General features: G+C 71.0%; 16 protein-coding genes and 1 riboswitch. Of the genes, 3 read left to right on the forward strand and 13 right to left on the reverse strand.

Annotation, left to right across the window (positions count from 1 at the left end):
- Nucleotides 1-22: 22 nt before the first annotated feature.
- The 6 genes from ACZ6C6_RS20870 to ACZ6C6_RS20895 form a co-directional block, all read right to left on the reverse strand.
- Nucleotides 23-2446, reverse strand: coding sequence for a glycoside hydrolase family 2 protein (locus ACZ6C6_RS20870; protein ID WP_469204765.1), 2424 nt, complete (start codon nucleotides 2444-2446; stop codon nucleotides 23-25).
- Nucleotides 2443-3354, reverse strand: a complete 912-nt coding sequence (locus tag ACZ6C6_RS20875) for an ATP-binding cassette domain-containing protein (protein WP_469204767.1) — start codon at nucleotides 3352-3354, stop codon at nucleotides 2443-2445. Before ACZ6C6_RS20875 ends, ACZ6C6_RS20870 begins: the two co-directional genes overlap by 4 nt.
- On the reverse strand, nucleotides 3339-4280 hold the full coding sequence (locus ACZ6C6_RS20880) for an ABC transporter ATP-binding protein (protein ID WP_469204768.1): 942 nt from the start codon (nucleotides 4278-4280) through the stop codon (nucleotides 3339-3341). Before ACZ6C6_RS20880 ends, ACZ6C6_RS20875 begins: the two co-directional genes overlap by 16 nt.
- A gap of 34 nt (nucleotides 4281-4314) precedes the next feature.
- Complete coding sequence (locus ACZ6C6_RS20885; RefSeq protein ID WP_469204769.1) at nucleotides 4315-5220, reverse strand: ABC transporter permease; 906 nt, start codon at nucleotides 5218-5220, stop codon at nucleotides 4315-4317.
- Complete coding sequence (locus ACZ6C6_RS20890; protein WP_073968539.1) at nucleotides 5217-6212, reverse strand: ABC transporter permease; 996 nt, start codon at nucleotides 6210-6212, stop codon at nucleotides 5217-5219. The genes ACZ6C6_RS20885 and ACZ6C6_RS20890 overlap by 4 nt, the downstream gene beginning before the upstream one ends.
- Nucleotides 6213-6343: 131 nt before the next feature.
- Nucleotides 6344-8077 carry an ABC transporter substrate-binding protein gene (locus ACZ6C6_RS20895; RefSeq protein ID WP_469204770.1) on the reverse strand — a complete coding sequence of 578 codons (1734 nt, stop codon included), beginning with the start codon at nucleotides 8075-8077 and terminating at the stop codon, nucleotides 6344-6346.
- A 220-nt stretch (nucleotides 8078-8297) separates the two neighbouring features.
- Between ACZ6C6_RS20895 and ACZ6C6_RS20900 the strand changes: the two genes are divergently transcribed.
- The 3 genes from ACZ6C6_RS20900 (at nucleotide 8298) to ACZ6C6_RS20910 (ending at nucleotide 12953) form a co-directional block, all read left to right on the forward strand.
- A complete protein-coding gene (locus tag ACZ6C6_RS20900; RefSeq protein WP_469204771.1) occupies nucleotides 8298-9344 on the forward strand; it encodes a LacI family DNA-binding transcriptional regulator in 1047 nt (348 codons plus the stop codon).
- Nucleotides 9345-9574: 230 nt separating this feature from the next.
- Nucleotides 9575-10345 carry an ABC transporter ATP-binding protein gene (locus tag ACZ6C6_RS20905; protein ID WP_445067783.1) on the forward strand — a complete coding sequence of 257 codons (771 nt, stop codon included), beginning with the start codon at nucleotides 9575-9577 and terminating at the stop codon, nucleotides 10343-10345.
- Nucleotides 10346-10424: 79 nt separating this feature from the next.
- Nucleotides 10425-12953 carry an ABC transporter permease gene (locus tag ACZ6C6_RS20910; RefSeq protein WP_469204772.1) on the forward strand — a complete coding sequence of 843 codons (2529 nt, stop codon included), beginning with the start codon at nucleotides 10425-10427 and terminating at the stop codon, nucleotides 12951-12953.
- 76 nt (nucleotides 12954-13029) lie between these two features.
- On the opposite strand, the gene ACZ6C6_RS20915 is transcribed toward ACZ6C6_RS20910, so the two are convergent.
- The 7 genes from ACZ6C6_RS20915 to ACZ6C6_RS20945 form a co-directional block, all read right to left on the reverse strand.
- Entirely contained in the window at nucleotides 13030-14334 is a 1305-nt protein-coding gene (locus ACZ6C6_RS20915) for a class I SAM-dependent methyltransferase (protein WP_469204773.1), read from the reverse strand.
- A gap of 308 nt (nucleotides 14335-14642) precedes the next feature.
- Nucleotides 14643-16028 carry an NAD(P)/FAD-dependent oxidoreductase gene (locus ACZ6C6_RS20920; protein ID WP_073968545.1) on the reverse strand — a complete coding sequence of 462 codons (1386 nt, stop codon included), beginning with the start codon at nucleotides 16026-16028 and terminating at the stop codon, nucleotides 14643-14645.
- Nucleotides 16029-16442: 414 nt separating this feature from the next.
- Nucleotides 16443-17384 carry a Ppx/GppA phosphatase family protein gene (locus tag ACZ6C6_RS20925; protein WP_469204774.1) on the reverse strand — a complete coding sequence of 314 codons (942 nt, stop codon included), beginning with the start codon at nucleotides 17382-17384 and terminating at the stop codon, nucleotides 16443-16445.
- A 13-nt stretch (nucleotides 17385-17397) separates the two neighbouring features.
- Nucleotides 17398-17937, reverse strand: coding sequence for a DUF501 domain-containing protein (locus ACZ6C6_RS20930; RefSeq protein ID WP_469204775.1), 540 nt, complete (start codon nucleotides 17935-17937; stop codon nucleotides 17398-17400).
- Nucleotides 17938-18007: 70 nt separating this feature from the next.
- Entirely contained in the window at nucleotides 18008-18478 is a 471-nt protein-coding gene (locus ACZ6C6_RS20935) for an FtsB family cell division protein (RefSeq protein ID WP_164400414.1), read from the reverse strand.
- A gap of 98 nt (nucleotides 18479-18576) precedes the next feature.
- Entirely contained in the window at nucleotides 18577-19857 is a 1281-nt protein-coding gene (eno, locus tag ACZ6C6_RS20940) for a phosphopyruvate hydratase (RefSeq protein WP_018104074.1), read from the reverse strand.
- Between the two features lie 299 nt (nucleotides 19858-20156).
- Nucleotides 20157-20873, reverse strand: a complete 717-nt coding sequence (locus tag ACZ6C6_RS20945) for a transglycosylase family protein (RefSeq protein ID WP_469204776.1) — start codon at nucleotides 20871-20873, stop codon at nucleotides 20157-20159.
- A gap of 4 nt (nucleotides 20874-20877) precedes the next feature.
- A riboswitch (cyclic di-AMP (ydaO/yuaA leader) is annotated at nucleotides 20878-21046 on the reverse strand.
- Nucleotides 21047-21207: the final 161 nt, after the last annotated feature.

A 21207-nucleotide genomic window follows, 5' to 3' on the forward strand; every position in this document is an offset into this window, starting at 1 on the left:
GCGCGCCACCTCGTGGCCGATTTTAGGTGGTGATCAGGTCGTTCACGCACCGCAGCACCGGGCGAGTCGCGAGCGCCGAGGGGTCCTCCAGCACCGCGCCCGTGACCCGGATCGTGGTGCTCTCGCCGGGGAGGAGCGTGACGAGCATGGTGTCGGCCTCGGCGTCCGGGTGGAGGCGGTCGGGGAAGAGGCAGAGGTCCCGGAGAAGGGTCTTCGCCGTCACCTCGACGCGGTACGCAGGGGCCCGGGCGCCCTCCTCCTCCGTGACCGTCACCCCGTAGCGCGCCCGCGGCAGGGCGAGTCGCGTGTCCTCCTCGTAGAAGTGCAGGGCCCTGGTCCCGTCCAGGCGGGCGACGAGGAGTTCGCGGGCCGGGTCGGCCGGGGTCGCGAGCGCGGCGGGCAGCGGGACGCTTGTCGTGGCGCGGGGGGCCGTCGTCACCGGCAGGGCCTCCTCGGCCAGGACCGTGCCGTCCAGGGCGTGCCGGGTCAGGCGCAGGGTGCCCGCCCACGGGGCCGCCGTGTCGTTGACCAGGTGGACGGAGCCGTCGCGGACGGCGATCAGGTGGTCCTCGTACACCGAACGCAGCGCGTGCCAGAGGGGCTTGCGGCGGCCGTCGCCGTCGACCGCCGACCAGGAGACGACCGGCCAGCAGTCGTTGAGCTGCCAGACGATCGTGCCCATGCAGTACGGCGCGTGCGAGCGGAAGTGGCGGATGCCGAACGCGACGGCGCGGGCCTGGTTGAGCTGGGTGAGCCAGTGCCAGTCGTCGAAGTCCGCGCCGGGCTGCGGCAGGTGGTCGCCCAGGCCGCGCAGCAGCTTCGCGTCGCCGTCCTCGGCCTTCTGGTGGTGGGCCAGGAGCGGGGCGCCGGGGGCGAGCGGGCCGCTGACCGCGCGGCGGAGTGTGGCGTACGCGGGCGGCCCCTGGAAGCCGAACTCCGCGACGAATCGCGGCACCCGGTCGGCGTACGCGCGGTAGTCGGCGCGGTTCCACACGTCCCAGATGTGGATCGTGCCCCGCTCCGGGTCCTGCGGGTGGGCGTCGGGGCTGCCGGAGTACGGCGATCCCGGCCAGTACGGGCGCGTCGGGTCGGTCTCGGCGACGATCCCGGGCAGCAGCCGGTGGTAGTAGCCGTGGCCCCACGTGCGGTCGCCGAGCTCCTTCTGCCAGCCCCAGTCGGCGTGGCCCTCCAGGTTCTCGTTGTTTCCGCACCACAGGACGAGGGAAGGGTGGGGCGCCAGACGGGTGACGTTCTCGCGCGCCTCGGCCGCCACCTCGGCCCACAGCGGCTGCTCCTCCGGGTACGCGGCGCAGGCGAACGGGAAGTCCTGCCAGACCAGGAGCCCCTTCTCGTCGCAGAGCTCGTAGAAGTCGTCGCTCTCGTAGAGCCCGCCGCCCCACACCCGGACCAGGTTGACGTGGGCGGCGACGGCCTGGTCGAGGCGGTCGGAGAGCTGCTGCCGCGTCAGGCGGGACGGGAAGCAGTCCTCGGGGATCCAGTTGACCCCGCGCACGAAGACCGGCTGGTCGTTCACGGAGATCCGGAACGCCTCCTGTTCGAGCGTGACGGACCGGAAGCCCGTGCGGAGGCGCCGCACGTGGTCGCCGGCGCGCACCTCCACCTCGTACAGCGGCTGTTCGCCGTGGCTGTGCGGCCACCACGGCTCCGCCTCCGGGACCGGCAGGCCGACGGTGACGCGGTGCTCGTCCCCCGAGAGGATGAAGGCGCTTCCCGAGCCGATCACCTCGACCGAGCCCGAGACGGGTTCGCGGCCGTCGTGTTCGATCTCCACCTCGGCCGTCAGGAACGGCACGCCCTCCGGGTCCAGGTCCGGCAGCAGCTTCACGGACGCGATGCGCGGACCGCTCCACGTCTCCAGGGCGACCGGACGCCAGATGCCGGAGGTGACCAGCGTCGGGCCCCAGTCCCAGCCGAAGTTGCAGGCCATCTTGCGGATGAAGGCGTACGGCTCCGCGTACGCGCCGGGGCGGTCGCCGAGCCTGTCGCGCAGTTCCTCGGCGTAGGTGTACGGCGCGGTGAAGATTACGTCGAGGGTGTTTTCACCCTCGGCCAGAAGATCGCGCACGGGAAAGCGGTACGACCGGTGCTGGTTCGCCGTCCGGCCGATCTCCGTACCGTTGAGCAGGATCGTCGCGACCGTGTCGAGGCCGTCGAAGCACAGGGCCGCGTGGTCGTGGCCGTCGGGCGTCCAGTCGAAGGCGGTGCGGTACGCCCAGTCGGTGCGGCCGATCCAGCCGAGCCGGGTCTCGTTGTCGTCCAGATACGGATCCTCGATGATTCCGGCGGCCAGCAGGTCCGTGTGGACGCATCCGGGGACGGTGGCGGGGATGCCGTCGGGAATGCCGCCTGTGGGGAGCCCGGAGGGCACGGGTCCGGCCGGGCGGAGCGTCCAGCCGTCGTGCAGGGGCAGGTGGCGAAGGGTCACGCCGGGGTCCTTCCGCAGTCGGGGAGCTGGGCACAGGCGACGAAGTGGTCCGGCTCGGTCTCGTACAGGTCGGTGGCGGCGCCGCCGCCTCCCTCGTGGAAGGCGCACGACCGCACCGGCTCCGGAGGGTCCCACGGCTGGTTGAGGCGGGGCACGGCCGCGAGCAGGGTGCGGGTGTACGGGTGGAGGGGGTTGCCGAAGACCTTCTGGGTGTCGCCGCGTTCGACCACCCGGCCGCGGCGCAGGACCACCGTCTTCTCCGCCAGGTACGTGCCGAGTGCGAGGTCGTGCGTGATGTAGAGGACGCCGAGGCCGCGCTCCTTGAGCCCGGCGAGGAGGTTGAGGACGTCGATGCGGGTGGAGGCGTCGAGCATGCTGGTGATCTCGTCGGCGACCAGGAAGCTCAGGTCGAGCAGGAGGGCGCGGGCGATGAGCAGGCGTTGCAGCTGGCCGCCGCTGAGCTGGTGCGGGTAGCGGCCGAGGACCTGCGCGGGGTCCAGGCGCACATCGCGTACCGCCTTCTCGACGCGGTCGGCCCACTCCGCGTTGCGGACGCCCGGGTGGTACGCGCGGCGGACCAGGTCGAAGACGCGGTCGGCGCGGAAGACGGGGTTGTAGCAGGAGAAGGGGTCCTGGAAGACGCCCTGGACGCGGCGGTAGAAGTCCTTGCCGGGCCGCACCCGCTGCCCGTCCAGGGTGAGGGTGCCGGAGCTGACTCCGGTGAGGCCGAGGATCATGCGGCCGATCGTGGACTTGCCGCTGCCGCTCTCGCCGATGAGGGAGACGACCTCGCCGGGCGCGGCCGTGAAGGAGACCCGGTCGACGGCGGTGACGGAGCCGCCTCCGAACGCCCCGGCCCGGTAGGTCTTGGTGACGTGGTCGAGGGTCAGCATCAGGCCTTCCAGCATGCGACGGAGTGGCGGGGGGCGATCTCCACGACCGGGGGCTCCTCGGCGCAGCGCTCGTCCGCGACGGGGCAGCGGTCGCGGAAGCGGCAGCCGGCCGGGGGGTTCAGGAGCGAGGGCGGGGCCCCGGCGATGCCCGTGAGGGGCCGGTCGGCGTGCCGGGCCCCGACCTCGGGGAGCGCGCCGAGCAGGAGCTTGGTGTACGGGTGGCGGGGCGCGGTCGTCAGGGTCTTCGTGGGCGCCTTCTCGGCGAGCTTGCCCGCGTACATGACCATGATGGAGTCCGCGATGTGCGAGGTGAGCCCGAGGTCGTGGGTCACGAAGATCATGCTGGTGACCAGGCCCTTGTCGCGCAGCCCGGTGAGCGCGCCGACGACGGCGCGCTGGGTGGAGACGTCGAGCGCGGAGGTGACCTCGTCGGCGATGAGGACGGACGGGTCGAGCAGGGTGGAGATCACCATGACGGTGCGCTGCTTCATTCCGCCGGACAGCTCGATCGGATAGCGGTCCAGGACGTCGTGGTCCAGGCCCACCAGGTCGAGCCTGCGGTGCAGTTCGGCGGTGTCCACGCTCGCCCCGCGCGACGCGAGCAGCTCGCGGATCATGCGGCCGATGCGGCGGGTCGGGTTGAGGGCGCTCATGGAGTACTGCGGGACCAGCGAGATCCGGTGGAAGCGGAAGGCGTTCATCGCCCGGTCGTCGGCCACGGGCACGTCGTCACCGTCCAGCGTGACGGTGCCGCCCGCGTACCGCATCCGGCCGTCGAGGCGGATCAGCGACTTGCCGAGCGTGCTCTTGCCGCACCCGGACTCACCGGCGAGGCCCAGGATCTCCCCGTCGGCGAGGTCGAAGGAGACGCCGTCCAGGGCCCGCACCTCACCGCGCAGGGTGCGGTAGTGGACCCGGAGGTCGGTCACGGTCAGGGTCATGCGCTCAGACCTCCCGGAGCGGTCGCGGTCATGGTCATGCCTCCCGCAGCTTGGGGTTGAAGACCTCGTCGAGGCCGACGTTGGCGACGTACAGCGCTCCGACGATCGCGGTGATCCCGGCGCCGGGCGGAACGAACCACCACCACATGCCGAGCTGGAGGGCGCTCCACTGCTGGGCGCTCTGGAGCATCAGCCCGAGGGAGACGCCCTCGGTGGGGCCGAGCCCGATGAAGTCGAGCGAGGAGGCGATCAGGACCGAGCCGCCGAACAGCAGGATGAACATCATGAAGAGGTACGAGCTCATGTTGGGCGCGATCTCGCGGAAGATGATCCGCCAGGTGCCGCTGCCGCTGAGCCGGGCGAGGTCCACGAACTCACGGGTGCGCAGCGAGAACGTCTGCGCCCGGATGGCCCTGGCCGCCCACGGCCAGGAGGTGAGCCCGATGAACAGGCCCTGCACGGGCACCGAGCGGACCCCGAGGTACGCGTTGATGATGAGCAGGACGGCGAGCGCGGGGAGCACCAGCACGACGTTGGTGAGCATGTTGAGGATCTCGTCCACGGCACCCCCTCGGTAGCCGGCCAGGAAGCCGACGAGCATGGCGATCGCGGCGGCGATGGCCCCGCCGACGACGCCGACCAGGAACGTCGAGCGCAGCCCGTGCACGAACTGGGCGTAGACGTCCTGCCCGAAGGTGGTGGTGCCCATCCAGTACGTGGAGTCCGGCGGGGCGGCCTGCGGTCCGACGTACTCGTTGGGGTCGGAGTTGTCGAGCAGCGGGGGGCCGATGATCCCGACGAGCAGGAGCAGCACGACGACGGTGAACCCGATGAGCAGCTTCGGGTTGCGGACGGCGTAGTGCAGTGTCTCGCGGCCGGGCCGGGCGGCGGGGGCGGAGGGCGCCGCGGGTTCGGTGGCCGGTTCGGGCACGGTGCTCATGACTGGCCTCCTGCCATGCCGGTGCGGGTACGGGGGTCGACCACGACGTACACGATGTCGATGAGGAAGTTGGCGATCAGGACGCCGATGACGATGAACAGGAACGCGCCCTGGAGCAGGAAGAAGTCCTGGTTCTGGATCGCGGCGAGGATGAGCGAGCCGAGTCCGGGGTACGCGAAGACGATCTCCGTGACCAGCGCTCCGGCGACCAGGACGCCCAGTTGGAGGGCGAGTCCGGTGATCTGGGGCAGGACGGCGTTGCGGAAGGCGTAGCGGCGGATGAGGCGCTGGGGCGCGCCGAGGGCCGAGAGGTAGTTCGAGTAGTCCGACTCCAGCTCGTAGATGATCATGTTGCGCATGCCGATGGCCCAGCCGCCCAGCGCGACCAGGAAGAGCGACAGGAACGGCAGCACCCAGTGCTGGAACAGGTCCGCCGCGAAGGCGAAGGACCAGGTGGGCTGGATGTCGAGGCTGTAGCCGCCGGAGAGCGGGAACCAGCCCGCCTTGGAGCCGAGCGCCCAGGCGAGGATGACGGCGATCCACATGTAGGGCATGGCGGTGAGCAGATAGCCGGCCGGGAGCACGGTGTTGTCGAGCACCTTGCGCCGGGCGGCGAGCGCCCCGGCCCAGTTCCCGACGAACCAGCTGAGCAGCACGGCCGGGATCATCAGCCCGAGGGTGTACGGGAGTGCGTCGAGCAGGACGTCGGCGACGGGTTTCGGGAACACCCAGATGGAAAGGCCGAAGTCGCCCTGGAGGAGGGCGCTCCAGAAGTGCAGGTACTGCTGCCAGACGGGTTCGTCGAAGCCGAAGAGGTTGTTGTAGTAGGCGCGCATGGCCTCGACGGCCTCGGGCTGGGAGACCCGGGCCCGGGCCACCATGGCGGCGACCGGGTCGCCGGGCATGAAGCGCGGGATCATCCAGTTGACGGTGACGGCGACGACGAAGGTCAGCGCGTAGATCAGTAGTTTGCGGGCGAAGTAGCGGCGCAAGAGGGCTCCCCGGAGAGAGCCCCGCCGCGCGGTCGGCGGTCAGGTCGGCGCGCACGGCGGGGCGGTCGTGGATGAGGAGCGGCCGGCGGGGGAAGGGCCCCCAGGAGCCGGCCGCCCTCAGAACTGCCGTGTCACTTGGCGGGCTTCAGCTGTGTGAGGGCTTCAAAGCCGCCCATCTCCAGCCAGTTGCGCCACATCGCGGGGGCGTACTTGGGCGCTCCGGGCGCGTCCGAGGGCCAGTTGGTCCAGGTGCCGGTGGTGGACTGGGCCCACAGGCCGTTGTACCAGAGGGGGATGACGGGCATCTCCTTCAGCTGGATGTCCTGGATCTTCGAGATGACCTTCTTCATGCCCTCGGTGTCGTCGGTCTTCACCGCGCCGAGCTGCTGGACGAGCTTCCAGGCGTCCTCGTTCTCGTAGCGGCCGAAGTTGACGGTGTTCTGCTGCTTCTGGACGGGCAGCTGGAACATGTACTCGTAGTAGGTCCACGGGGTGCTGGAGAGCTGGCGCTCGTTGTTGACGACGAGGTCGAAGTTGCCCTTGCCGCGCTGCTCGTTGAGGGCGTTGGCGTCGGGGAACTCGGTGGTGATCCTGATGCCGGCGGCCTTGGCGGAGGAGGCGATGACCTTGGCGGCCTCCATCCAGTCGGTCCAGCCGGTGGGCACGGCCAGCTTCAGGCTGATCTTCGAGCCGTCCTTGTTCTCCACCAGGCCGTCGCCGTCGGTGTCCCGGTAGCCGGCGTCCGCGAGGATCTGCTTGGCCTTGGCGGTGTCGAAGGTGAAACCCTCGCTCGCGACGAGTCCCTTGTCGATGTACTTGTCCCACTGCGGGAGCAGCCCGGTCGGGTCGGCCCCCTTGACCAGGCCGCCGTACACGCCCTTGACGATCTTCCCGGTGTCGACGGAGGCGGCGAGCGCCCGGCGGAAGGCGGCGTCGTCCATCGGCTTCTTCGTGGTGTTGGGCACCAGCCAGGCGGTGTTGGCGGAGAGCATGTAGGGCGGCTCCGCGTAGTACGAGACGACCTTCTTGCTCTTGACCAGGGAGGCGGCGCCGGGCAGGAAGTTGTTGCTCAGGTCCAGCTGGTTCTGGCCGAGCTGGCCGATGACGACCTCGTTGCTGGGGTTGGAGACGTCCACGATGTAGCGGGGCGCGGGCTTCATGGAGAGCGCCTTGACGCCCCACCAGTCGTCGCGCCGCTGCCAGACGACCCGGTCCTGGGTGTGGCTCTTGAGCGTGTACGCGCCGGTGCCGACGGGCTTGTCGTTGACGCCGTCCAGGATCTCCTTCTCGGAACGCTTGCCCCAGATGTGTTCGGGGACGACGGGCTGCCCATAGAGCGTGAAGTCCCACTCCTGGTAGCGGGCCTCCTTGAAGGTGAAGCGGACCGTGGTGGCGTCCACCGCCTCGGCGCCGGAGAGCCAGCTCCACAGGCTGTGGAAGGCGGACGCCTCGATCTTCCCGATCTCGTAGGAGTAGGCGACGTCCTTGGCGGTGAGGGGCTTGCCGTCGGACCACTTGATGCCGGGGCGCAGCTTCACTTCGTAGGTCTTGGCCCCGGTCCAGCTGCCCGACTCGGCGAGCCAGGGCGTGAGCTTGCCCGCGTTGGGGTCGAAGTGGAACAGGGTCTCGTAGACGAGGCCCTTGGTGCCGGTGGCGTGGTCCCAGTTGTGCAGCGGGTTGTAGTTGGCCGGCGGCCCCCACTGGGTGCCGGTGGTGTAGAGCGTCTCGTTACGGGGAAGGGCGCCGCCTCCCCCACCGCCGGTACCACCCGAGCCGCCCGACGAGCCGCCCCCCGTGCACGCGGTGGCGGCGAGTGCGATCACGGCGAGCGTGGCCGCGACCCGTCCGCGGAATCCCGTGCCCATCGTCCCTCCTTCTCCCCGCCGTCCCTGCCGAGCGGAGTTACTGAACCGGGTAAGTGCCGTGAAGTTAAGGCTGCCTCATGCCCCTGTCAAGGGTGCGGGAGCGCTCCCATTTCATGTATGGCCCAGCCGGGTCGCACGGTCCCGGTGGGCGAAGAATCCGTGCGCGCCCGCCATGACGGCTAGGATGTGCACGCTGCACGAACCGGTTAAGCGAGGCCACATGCCCAAGCACCGCCCCACGATCGCCGACATCGCGGCCCGCGCCGGGGTGTCCAAGGTCGCCGTGTCCTACGCGCTGAACGACCGGCCGGGCGTCTCCCCGGCGACCCGGTCCGCCATCAAGGCCATCGCGCAGGAGATCGGCTGGCGCCCCAACAGCGCGGCGCGCGCCCTCACCCGGGCCAGGGCCGACGCGGTGGGCCTCGCGCTGTGCCGGCCCGCCCAGCTGCTCGGGGTCGAGCCGTTCTTCATGGAGCTGATCAGCGGCATCGAGTCCGAGCTCTCGCCGCGCGGCTGTGCCCTGCTCCTCCAGGTCGTCACGGACCCGGCCCAGGAGCTGGAGGTCTACCGCCGCTGGTGGGGCGAGGGCCGGGTGGACGGCGTCTTCCTCACCGACCTGCGCGGCGCCGACCCCCGCATCGAGGGCGTCGCCGGGCTCGGCCTGCCCGCCGTGGTGATCGGCCATCCCTCCGCGGCCGGGCCCCTCCCCGCCGTGTGGTCCGACGACGCGGCGGCGGTCCGCGACACCTTCGCGTATCTCGCCGCCCTCGGCCACCGCTCGGTCGCCCGGGTCGCCGGGATGCCGGAGCTGAACCACACCGCCCTGCGCGACCGGGCCCAGCGCGAGGTCTGCGCCGAACTGGGCCTCGGCGAGCCGGTCGTCGTGCACACGGGCTACTCCGGCGACGACGGGGCGCACGCCACGCGCCGCCTGGTCAGCTCGCCCGGGCGGCCCACCGCGATCGTGTACGACAACGACATCATGGCCGTCGCCGGGCTGTCGGTCGCCCAGGAGATGGGGCTCGACGTGCCGGGCGACCTCTCGCTCGTCGCCTGGGACGACTCCCAGCTCTCCCGGGTCGTCCGGCCCCCGCTGACGGCGCTGAGCCGCGACATCCCGGCGTACGGGGGGCTCGCGGCCCGGACCCTGCTGTCCCTGGTCACGGACGGTGGCGCCGAGGGGTACGAGGACAAGGCGGCCCGCCTGGTGCCGCGGGGGTCGACGGGGGCGCCCGACAAGGCCCCCCTGGGCCGCGCAGGGGCGTAGGCCGGACCTGGACAGGCCCTAGGCCGCCCGGCGGCGCATGTCATACCCGAGGAGGACGCCGACGGGCGGATCATGCGACTCAAGAGGGCCCCTGGAACGGGCACCGGGAGTGACGACCGGACGCCGTCCGGCGGGGACGATGGAGCGGTACCCCTGACCCGGGGCCCACGCCGAAGCGGCGGGCCGCCGGGCGGGTTCCGTCCCGTACGCACCCCACCCTGGAGTCTGCTGTGACCACCATGTCCACCGCTCACCGCGCCACCGCGGTGGCCGCCCGCGCCACGGAACTGTCCAAGGTCTACGGCGAGGGCGAGACCCGGGTGACGGCTCTCGACCGGGTCACCGTGGACTTCCCGCAGGGCGAGTTCACCGCGATCATGGGCCCGTCGGGCTCCGGCAAGTCCACGCTGATGCACTGCGTGGCGGGCCTCGACAGCTTCAGCAGCGGTTCGGTGCGCATCGGCGAGACGGAGCTGGGCGCGCTCAAGGACAAGCAGCTCACGCAGCTGCGCCGGGACAAGATCGGCTTCATCTTCCAGGCGTTCAACCTGCTGCCGACGCTCACCGCCCTGGAGAACATCACGCTCCCGATGGACATCGCGGGCCGCAGGCCGAACCAGGAGTGGCTGCACCGGGTCATCGACATGGTGGGCCTCTCCGACCGGCTGAAGCACCGCCCCACCGAGCTCTCCGGCGGCCAGCAGCAGCGCGTGGCGGTGGCCCGCGCCCTGGCCTCGCAGCCCGAGATCATCTTCGGGGACGAGCCGACCGGCAACCTCGACTCCCGCTCCGGCGCCGAGGTCCTGGGCTTCCTCCGCAACTCCGTGCGCGAACTGGGCCAGACCGTGGTGATGGTGACCCACGACCCGGTCGCCGCCTCCTACGCGGACCGGGTCATCTTCCTGGCGGACGGGGCGATCGTCGACCAGATGATCCACCCCACCGCCGACGGGGTGCTGGACCGGATGAAGGCGTTCGACGCCAAGGGCCGCACCAGCTGAGCAGGCCCGTACCGGCGCTTCGTACCCCTTCCTCCGGCTCCCCGTTCCCCGGGCCGGCAGACACCCAGGACTGACTGACATGTTCCGTACCGCCCTGCGCAATGTGCTCGCGCACAAGGCCAGGCTGCTGATGACGATCCTCGCCGTGATGCTCGGCGTGGCCTTCGTCTCCGGCACCCTGGTCTTCACCGACACCCTCGGCAACGCCTTCCGCAACCAGTCGGCCAAGAGCTACGACGACATCGCCGTCGCCGTCACCACCCACGCCGACCAGCTCGACAAGGAGACCCCCGCCGTCGGCGAGGCCGCCCTGGAGAAGATCCGGGCCCTGGACGGCGTCGCGTCCGTCACCGGCCGGGTCGACGGCTTCGCCGGGGTCGCCGACCCCGACGGCAAGCTGATCGGCAACGGCTGGTCCAACACCGGCTCCAACTTCGCCCCCGGCAAGGACGGCAAGGACCCCGCGTACACCTTCACCGACGGCACGGGGCCCACCCGGCCCGGCAGCATCGCGCTGGACCGCGACACCGCGGAGAAGGGCGAGTACGAGGTCGGCGACAAGGTCCGCGTGGCCACCAACGGACCGGTGAAGGAGTACACCCTGTCCGGGGTGTTCACCACCGAGGACGGCGCGGTCAACGCGGGCGGCAGCCTGGTCCTGTTCGACACCCCGGTCGCGCAGAAGCTGTTCCTGCGCCCCGGCGAGTTCAAGGACGTCTCCGTCGCCGCCGCGCCCGGTGCCTCCGACCAGGAGCTACTGGCGGCCGTGAAGCCGCTGCTGCCGAAGGACGCCGAGGCCAAGACCGGCAAGGCGCGCGCGGACGAGCAGGCCGCGGACATCGAAGCGGGGCTCAGCGACCTCAACAAGCTGCTGCTCGCCTTCGCCGGGGTCGCCCTCTTCGTCGGCGTCTTCCTGATCGCCAACACCTTCACCATGCTGGTCGCCCAGCGCACCAAGGAGCTGGCCCTGATGCGCGCCGTCGGTGCGTCGCGCCGCCAGGTGAAGCGCTCCGTGCTCCTGGAGGCGGCCGTGGTCGGCCTCATCGCCTCCGTCGTCGGTTTCGCCGTGGGCCTCGGCCTCGCGACCGGGCTGCGCTCCGCGATGAGCCTGCTCGGCGGCAAGATCCCGGCCGGGCCGCTGGTGATCGCCCCGGTGACGGTGATCGCCGCGTTCGCCGTCGGCGTCCTGATCACCGTGCTGGCCGCCTGGCTGCCCGCCCGCCGGGCCGCGAAGATCCCGCCGGTCGCGGCGATGAACAGCGCGCACGCGGTGGCCACGGTCAAGTCGCTCGTCGTGCGCAACACCATCGGCGGCGTCATCACGCTGCTGGGCACGGCCGCGATCGTCGGCGGCGCGGCCAAGGCCGGTTCGGACGGCCAGCTGCTCATCGCGGGCGGCACGTTCCTCGCGCTGATCGGCGTCATCGTCCTCATCCCGCTGCTGTCCCGCCCGGCGATCGCCCTGGTGCGCCCGCTGCTGCGGCGGCTGTTCGGGGTCTCCGGCAAGCTGGCCGCGCAGAACGCCGTCCGCAATCCCCGCCGCACCGGTGCCACCGCGTCCGCGCTGGCGATCGGCCTCACCCTCGTCACCGGCATCTCGGTGCTCGGCGTCACCCTCGGCCAGGCGGTCGACAAGGTGACCACGGACAACATCAAGGCCGACTACATGGTCTCGATGGCCAGCGGTGACGCGCTCGACGACTCGGCGCTGACCGCCCTGGAGAAGGCCGACGGCGTCACCGCCGCATCGCCCCAGCAGGCCGTCTGGCTGACGATCGGCGGGAAGGGCGTGTCGGCCTCCGGCGTCACCCCGGGCGACGTGCAGCAGGTGCTCACCGTCGACACCGTCGCGGGCTCCCTGGACACCCTGGAGAAGGGGCAGATCGCGGTCGCCGAGAAGACCGCGAAGTCGCACGGCTGGAAGCCCGGGGACACCGTCTCGGTCACGTACCAGGACGAGAAGAAGGAGACGCTGAAGGTCGGCGCGCTCTACACGGACAACGAGTTCCTCTCGCCGGTCCTGATCCCCCGCGCCACCGTCGCCCCGCACGAGGAGAAGGGCGACATCCGGGAGGTCTGGGTGAAGACGGACGGCGGTGCGAGCGCGGCCAACGAACAGGCGCTGGTGGACGCGCTGGGCGACAACCCGGGCATGAGCATCATGGACCGTCAGGACATCCGGGACATGTTCGGCGGCGGCGTCAACCTCGCGATGAACATCATGTACGGCCTGCTCGGCATGGCGCTGATCATCGCGGTGCTCGGGGTCGTCAACACCCTGGCCATGTCGGTGTTCGAGCGCCAGCAGGAGATCGGCATGCTGCGGGCGATCGGCCTGGACCGGCGCCGGGTGAAGCGGATGATCCGGCTGGAGGCGGTGGTGATCTCGCTGTTCGGCGCGCTCGTCGGCATCGGACTCGGGCTGTTCCTCGGCTGGGCGATCGGTCAGACCGTCGCCGCGAGCATCCCGCAGTACGTGCTGGTCATCCCGTGGAGCCGGATCGCGGTCTTCCTGCTCCTGGCCGGTCTGGTCGGCGTGCTCGCCGCCCTGTGGCCCGCCCGCAGCGCCGCGAAACTCAACATGCTGACGGCCATCAAGACCGAGTGACCGCAGCGGTACGGGGAAGGGGCCGGCGTCCGCGGACACCGGCCCCTTCCGTGCGTACTCCCGTGCTCTGCGTCGCTCAGGCGGTCGCGTCGGCCTTCCAGGCGCGGGCGCGCAACGGCATGCGCGAGGCGCCGTCCGTACCCGGGCGCACCGCGAGGATCTGGTTGACCCCGATCTTGTTGCGCTCGAAGGAGAGCGCGGACGCGGCCATGTAGAGCCGCCACACCCGGGCCCGCCCGGGCGAGACCAGCTTCACGGCGCTCCCCCAGCCCCGCTCCAGGTTGGCCACCCACTGGCGCAGGGTCAGTGCGTAGTGCTCGCGCAGCGCCTCGACGTCCCGGGCCTCGAAGCCGGCCTCCTCCAGGATGGCGAGGGTCCGGCCGACCGGGGCCAGTTCCCCGTCCGGGAAGACATAGGCGTCGATGAACGCGTCGATCTCGTACGCCGACTCGTCCTTCTCCGGGCGGCGGCCGATCTGGTGGTTGAGGAGGCGTCCGCCGGGCTTGAGGAGGGCGAAGAGGTCGTCGGCGTACTCCCGGTAGCGGACGGAGCCGACGTGCTCCGCCATGCCGATGGACGAGATGGCGTCGTAGGGGCCGTCGCGGACGTCCCGGTAGTCCTGGACCCTGATCTCCACTCGGTCGGTCAGGCCCTCGTCGGCGACGCGCTTGCGGGCGTAGGCGGCCTGTTCGGTGGAGAGGGTGACGCCGGTGACGTGGGCGCCGTACTCGCGGGCGGCGTGAATGGCCATGGAGCCCCAGCCGCAGCCGACGTCCAGCAGGCGGTCGCCCTCCTTGAGGGCCAGTTTGCGGCAGACGAGGTCCAGCTTGTCGCGCTGGGCGTCCTCCAGGGTCCCGGCGTCCTCCCAGTAGGCGCAGGAGTAGACCATGGACGGGCCCAGCACCAGTTCGTAGAAGTCGTTGCCCACGTCGTAGTGGTGGCTGATCGCCTCCTTGTCGCGGTGTCTGGTGTGCAGGGGGCCGCTGCGGCGGCGCACCTCCTCGGGCGGCGGGGCGGGCGGCAGCCAGGGCCCGGACAGCTTCAGCAGGTCCGCGGCGGCGGCGCGCGTCTTCGGGTCGCGCAGGGCCTGGAGGCCGCCCGGCGCGTCGGTGCCGCGCTCCCAGATGAGCCCGGCCATCAGGTCCAGGGCCTCGTAGAGGTCGCCCTCGATGTCGAGTTCGCCGGCCACCCAGGCGCGGGCCAGGCCGAGTTCGCCCGGCTTCCACAGCAGTCGGCGCAGGGCCCGGCGGTTCTTGATGACGAGGACGGGGGCTCCGGGCGGTCCGGATTCGCTGCCGTCCCAGGCCCGGACGCGGACCGGTAGGGGTTGGCCCAGCAACTGCTGGGCGAGAGCGGTCAGCCGCAATGCGGCGTCTGCCATGGCGCACACCTCCGTGACGGTGTTTCCCGACGTGCCCAGACATGCCCACACATGTCCCGGACCACGCCCCCGGCACCCGGGGCGCCGTGGCGTGGTACATCCCCCACAACAGTCTGGGGCGGCCCCGCCATCCCGCTACCGGGCAAGGGAACGGCAAAATGCGTGCACGGCACATGCATCCGCCGGGGGTGCGGCCCGCGCCGCACCCCGCCCCTTCGGACCCGGATACGCCGAAGGGGCCGTCCGCACCACGGATGGCGGACGGCCCCTTCGGGCGTCGTACTGCTCGCTCCGGCGGGAGCGGCGGGCTAGGAGGCCTTCGCCTTCTCGCCCACGGGCTTGGCGGCGGCCGGCGCGGGGGCCGGCTTGGCGGCCTCGTAGAACTCCTCGCGCGGCGTCTCCATGGCGCCGAGGGAGACGACCTCGCGCTTGAGGAACATCGCGAGGGTCCAGTCGGCGAAGATCCGGATCTTGCGGTTCCAGGTCGGCATCGCCAGACCGTGGTAGCCACGGTGCATGTACCAGGCGAGGCGGCCCTTGAGCTTGATCTTCATCTTGCCCATGACGATCATCGCCACGCCCTTGTGCAGGCCCAGGCCGGCGACCGCGCCCTTGTTGGCGTGGCTGTAGTCGGCCTGCGGGAAGCCGCGCATCCCGGAGATCACGTTGTCGCCGAGGACCTTGGCCTGGCGCAGCGCGTGCTGGGCGTTCGGCGGGCACCAGGCGTTGGGGTTGCCCGCCTTGCGGCCGACCATGTCCGGGACCTGGGCGTTGTCGCCCGCGGCCCAGATGTAGTCGGTGCCCTGCACCTGGAGCTTCTCGGTGGTGTCCACGTGGCCGCGGGGGCCGAGCGGCAGGCCGAAGCGGGCCAGCGCCGGGTTCGGCTTCACACCGGCGGTCCACACGATGGTGTTGGAGTCGACCTCCAGGCCGTTCTTCAGCACCACGTGGCCGTCGACGCAGGAGTCCATGGAGGTCGAGAGGAAGACCTCGACACCACGGGACTCCAGGTGCTCGCGGCCCCAGGTCCCGAGCTTCGGGCCGACCTCGGGGAGGATCTTGTCGGCGGCGTCGACCAGGATGAAGCGCATGTCCTCGCGCTTCACGTTGGTGTAGTACTTGGCCGCGTCGCGGGCCATGTCCTCGACCTCGCCGATGGTCTCCGCACCGGCGAACCCGCCGCCCACGAAGACGAAGGTGAGGGCCCGGCGGCGGACGTCCTCGTCGGTCGTGGAGTCGGCCTTGTCCAGCTGCTCCAGGACGTGGTTGCGCAGGCCGATGGCCTCCTCGATGCCCTTCATGCCGATGCCCTGCTCGGCGAGGCCGGGGATCGGGAAGGTGCGGGAGACCGCGCCGAGCGCGATGACCAGGTAGTCGAAGGGCAGCTCGTAGGCCTCGCCGACGAGGGGCGCGACCGTGGCGACCTTGCGGTCCTGGTCGATCGTGGTGACACGCCCGGTGAGCACCTCGGCCTTGGGCAGGACGCGTCGCAGCGGGACGACGACATGCCGGGGCGAGATGCTGCCGGCGGCAGCTTCGGGGAGGAAGGGCTGATAGGTCATGTACGACCGGGGGTCGACGACCGTGACGGTCGCCTCGCCGTAGCGCATCTTCTTGAGGATGCGCCGAGCTGCGTACAGACCTACGTACCCACCGCCTACTACGAGGATCCTGGGACGCTCCGTGGTGCTCATGCCATCGAGTATCCACCCCACTCGGGGGGCATGCTCGTGAGCCCCTTCACAAGGTTGTGGCAACCCTCTGCTATAGTTCGCCGCCCGCGTGACCCAGGTCATGGCCCGCACCGGGAACCTCGTTACTGTGGTGAACGTTGTTCACCGCCTGCGAGCTGGCCCTTGGCCCTCGGCCCCGAGCCAGGGGCCCTCCCGGTCCACCCTGGCGTAACACCCCCGGAACCTCTCGGTCCGGCCCCCGAGTGACCCCGCTCACCTCCGGCGCGACCCATCCGGAGCAGAAGACGGGGCCGGGGTGGGCAATTCCTTGTGAAGAAGTTCACGAAGTTGGCGGCGAGGCGGCCCGAAAGCCGCCCCACCAGGCACGTCCCACCCTCTCAACAGTGCGGGCGGGGCGACGCATGAGCACCCGGCTCAGGCCAGCGAAAAGGCGATTCCGTCCAGGATGTCGTGTTCGCTCACCACGACCTCGCGCACCCCGGTCCGCTCCATCACGGCCTGGAGGATCAGCGCACCGGACGGGATCACGTCGACCCGGCCCGGATGCATCGCGCTGATCGCCGCGCGCTCCGCATGGGTCGAGGACAGCAGCCGCGCGGTGATCTCCCGGACCTGCTCCAGGGAGACGCGGGAGTGGTGGATCGCCTCGGAGTCGTACTCCTCCAGGCCCAGCGCCATCGCGGCCACCGTGGTGACCGTCCCGGCGAGGCCCACCAGCGTGGCCGCCGAGGAGAGCGGCACGGTCTCCTCGGCGAGGTCGAGGGCGGCCGCCACGTCGGCGCGGACCGCCTCGATCCCGTCGGCCGAGGGCGGATCGGCGACGACGCCGTCGCGCACGAGGTGGCGCTCGGTCATCCGGACGCAGCCGATGTCCACGGACCGGGCGGCCCGCACCCGGTCGTCGCCGACGACGAGTTCGGTGGAGCCGCCGCCGATGTCCACGACCAGGTACGGCTTCGCGAGGTCGTCGCGCCCGGTCAGCTCCTTGGTCGCCCCGGCGAACGAGAACGCGGCCTCCTGGTCCCCGCTGATCACCTCGGGCTCGACGCCCAGGATGTCCACCACGCCGCGCACGAATTCGTCCCGGTTCTCCGCGTCCCGGGAGGCGGAGGTGGCGACGAAGCGCACCTTCTCGGCGCCGTGCTCCTCGATCACCGCCGCGTAGGTCCGGCAGACGGCGAACGTGCGCTCCAGCGCCTCGGGGGCGAGCCGGCCGGTCCGGTCGACGCCCTGCCCCAGCCGGACGACCTCCATCCGCCGGGCGTGCTCGACGAGCTCCCCGGTGACCGGATCGGCCTCCGCGACCAGCAGGCGGATCGAGTTGGTGCCGCAGTCTATGGCGGCCACGCGCGTCATGTCCGGCGCCCCCTCAGCCCTCGTCCGTGCCCTGGTCGCCGCACGGCGACACGCACGGGCCCTTGCGCCACCACTCCGGGAGCATCGCGATCGCCTCGTCGCCCAGCGGGTTGACGCCGGGACCGGCCGCCAGCGAGTGCCCGACGAGCACGTGCAGGCACTTCACCCGGTCCGGCATGCCGCCGGCGCTCGGGAAGCCCTCCAGGACCTCGATGGCGTCGCGCCGCGCGATGTAGTCCTCGTGCGCCGCCCGGTAGGCCGCCGCGAGCTCGGGGTCCTTGCCCAGGCGCTCGGTCATCTCCTTCATGACCCCGTTCGCCTCCAGCGTGCCGATCGCGGACGCGGCGCGCGGGCACGTCAGGTAGTACGTCGTCGGGAACGGCGTGCCGTCCTCCAGCCGGGGCTGCGTCTCGACCACGTCCGGGTTGCCGCACGGACAGCGGTGCGCGATGGCGCGCAGCCCGCGCGGCGGGCGGCCCAGCTGCTGCTGGAACGCGGCGATGTCCGCCTCGGTGGGAAGGGTGGGCTCGGTCTGGGGAGGGGGCGTTTCCATGCCTGCCTAGGGTGCTGATCGGACTGCTCGAACCGCGGGTTCTGCAGAGGTACGGGGATGGGGACGGCCGTCAGCCGCGGTCGGCGCTGTCCACGCCGTCCCACAGGTTGGAGTGCCAGGGCCGGTCCGTCTCGGCCGGCTTCCCGTTGCGCTCCTTGACCGCGTCGGGATCGACCACGGTGTAGCCGGTCTCCCCCGGAAGAACGTAGTGCAGGTGCTCACGGGCCAGCCGCTTGATGTACGCGTCGTCCTGGAGCCGGGCCTTCTGGTCCCGCAGCTCCTCGGTGCGCGCCTCGGCCTCCCGCGCCTGCCTGCGCTGGTCGGCGATCTCGTCACGCTGCGACACGTACTGACGCATCGGATACGCGAGGGCGACGACCAGGGAGCAGACGACCAGGGCCAGGAAGGCGGCCCGGCCGGTGAGCCGGGAGCGGCGGGCCTGACGCCGGTTCTGGGACCGGTAGACGCGGGCGGCGGTCTGCTCACCGAGCAGCCGCAGCCGGGTCGCGGTGGAGAACCGGTCCCGGTCCTTCACGGCCATGTTCCCGCCTCCCCATTACGACGTCCGTCCCCGCACACGGTACGTGACCGGGCGCGGGGACGGACGGAGGCGGGGGCGGTCGCCCTGCCGGGCTGTGATCAGCCCTTGAAGCGCGGGAACGCCGAACGGCCCGCGTACACCGCGGCGTCGTCCAGGATCTCCTCGATGCGCAGCAGCTGGTTGTACTTGGCGACACGGTCCGAGCGGGCCGGGGCGCCGGTCTTGATCTGACCGCAGTTCACGGCGACGGCGAGGTCGGCGATGGTGACGTCCTCGGTCTCGCCGGAGCGGTGCGACATCATGCACTTGAAGCCGTTGCGCTGGGCCAGCTCGACGGCGTCCAGGGTCTCGGTCAGCGAACCGATCTGGTTGACCTTGACGAGCAGGGCGTTGGCGGAGCCCTCCTCGATGCCGCGGGCCAGGCGCTCCGGGTTGGTGACGAAGAGGTCGTCGCCGACGATCTGGACCTTGGCGCCCAGCTTGTCGGTGATGACCTTCCAGCCGGCCCAGTCGTCCTCGTACAGCGGGTCCTCGATGGAGACCAGCGGGTACGCGGAGACGAGCTCCTCGTAGTACTCGGTCATCTCGGCGGCCGAGCGGGACTTGCCCTCGAACTCGTACGAGCCGTCCTTGTAGAACTCCGAGGCGGCGACGTCGAGCGCGAGCGCGATGTCCTTGCCCGGGGCGTAACCGGCCTCCTTGATGGCCTCGATGATGAGGTCGAGGGCGGCGCGGTTGGACTCCAGGTTCGGCGCGAAGCCGCCCTCGTCGCCGAGGCCGGTGGACAGGCCCTTGGTCTTGAGGACCTTCTTCAGCGTGTGGTAGACCTCGGCGCCCCAGCGCAGGGCCTCGGAGAAGGACTCGGCGCCGATGGGCGCGATCATGAACTCCTGGATGTCCACGTTGGAGTCGGCGTGCGAGCCGCCGTTCAGGATGTTCATCATCGGAACGGGCAGCAGGTGCGCGTTCGGGCCGCCGAGGTAGCGGAACAGCGGGAGGTCGCTGGCCTCGGAGGCGGCGTGGGCGACGGCGAGGGAGACGCCGAGGATGGCGTTGGCGCCGAGCGAGCCCTTGTTCTCCGTGGCGTCCAGGTCGAACATCGCCTGGTCGATGAGGCGCTGCTCGGTGGCGTCGTAGCCGACGAGCTCCGGGCCGATCTGCTCGATCACGGCGAGGACGGCCTTCTCGACGCCCTTGCCCTGGTAGCGGTTGGGGTCGCCGTCACGAAGCTCAATGGCCTCGAACGCGCCGGTGGAGGCGCCGGACGGAACAGCAGCACGACCGGTGCTGCCGTCGTCGAGGCCGACCTCGACCTCGACCGTGGGGTTGCCCCGGGAGTCGAGGATTTCCCGGGCTACGACGACGTCGATGGACGGCACGAGGCATCTCCTTCTGGGATATGACGCTGGTTGTGCAGGGTCACTTTGGCCTTGCGACAAGAGCCTAACCGGCCCGGCCGTCGGCGTCGGCCGACCGCCCGTCCCCTGGGACGAAAAAGGACCCAAGGGCGGGCATACCGGGCCGAAAGACCGGATAACTACTGACCAGTAACTACAACAGTTGAACGATCACGGGCCGCCCGCCGGCCCCAATGCGGCGTGCCCCGGCCCGGCACACACGGGGGGAGAGTGCGTGCCGGGCCGGGGCGGCCTGAGCGGTCAGCGAGGAGGGGCCGCGGTTACTTCGTCAGGTGGAGCTGCTGGCCCGGGTAGATCAGGTCGGCGTCCTGGACGATGTCCTTGTTCAGCTTGAACAGCTGCTCCCAGCCACCCTTGACGTGGTGGTCCGCGGCGATCCCGCTCAGCGTGTCACCGGCGACGACCTTGTACTCGCCGTCACCCTTGGCGACCTTCTTGCCGGTGGGGGTGGTGACCGTCTTCTTCGGGGCGTCCGAGCGGTCGGAGCGGTTGGTGGCCGGGGCCTCGGTGCGCTCGGCCTTCTTCGGGGCGGCCTCCTGCTTGGGGGCGGCCTCCTGCTTCGCGGCACCGGAGCCGGTGTCGACACCCGGGTCGACACCGTCGTTGGTCAGGTTTCCGGCACCGGCGCAGGACCAGGCGCCCGGGCCCTGCATGTCGAGGAGCTTCTCGGCGGTGGCGATCTGCTGGGCCTTGGTGGCCAGGTCGGCGCGGGGCGCGTACTGCGTACCGCCGGCGGCGGCCCAGCTGGACTGGGAGAACTGCAGGCCGCCGTAGTAGCCGTTGCCGGTGTTGATCGACCAGTTGCCGCCGGACTCGCACTGGGCGACGGCGTCCCACGTGGCGACGGAGGCGGCGGAGGCGTTGGTCGCACCCATCAGCGGCACGGCAACGGCGGCACCGGCGACACCGGCGAGCGTCGCGACACGGACGGCCTTGGAGGGGCGGCGGTGCTTGTTGCCCTTGCGGTTGAACAGCATCGAGTCTTCTCCTCACCGACGCCTGCGAGGTGAGCTGTCGGGTTCGGGCCAAGTGAGTTGCCCGGCCGCGCTCCTGGCGCGACTTCACCCCTAGCCGGCCCCGGTTCGTCTCCCGACGACCGGGCCCAGCGCCTACCTGGGTCCCCCGCTCCTGCCTACGGCGCTTTCGCGTCTGTTCCCCCCGACCGACGGCAGGATTCGGCGTGACGGTCGACGGGGCCCGCGGTGCGAGCGGTTCCGACCGTAATCACACCCACCGGCCATATTCAAAGAAGGACATACCGGATAATCATCCCGTAAGAGCATCCGATGAACCCTCATTTGTGCAGGTCGG

The organism is Streptomyces sp. NPDC041814, from assembly GCF_055590565.1.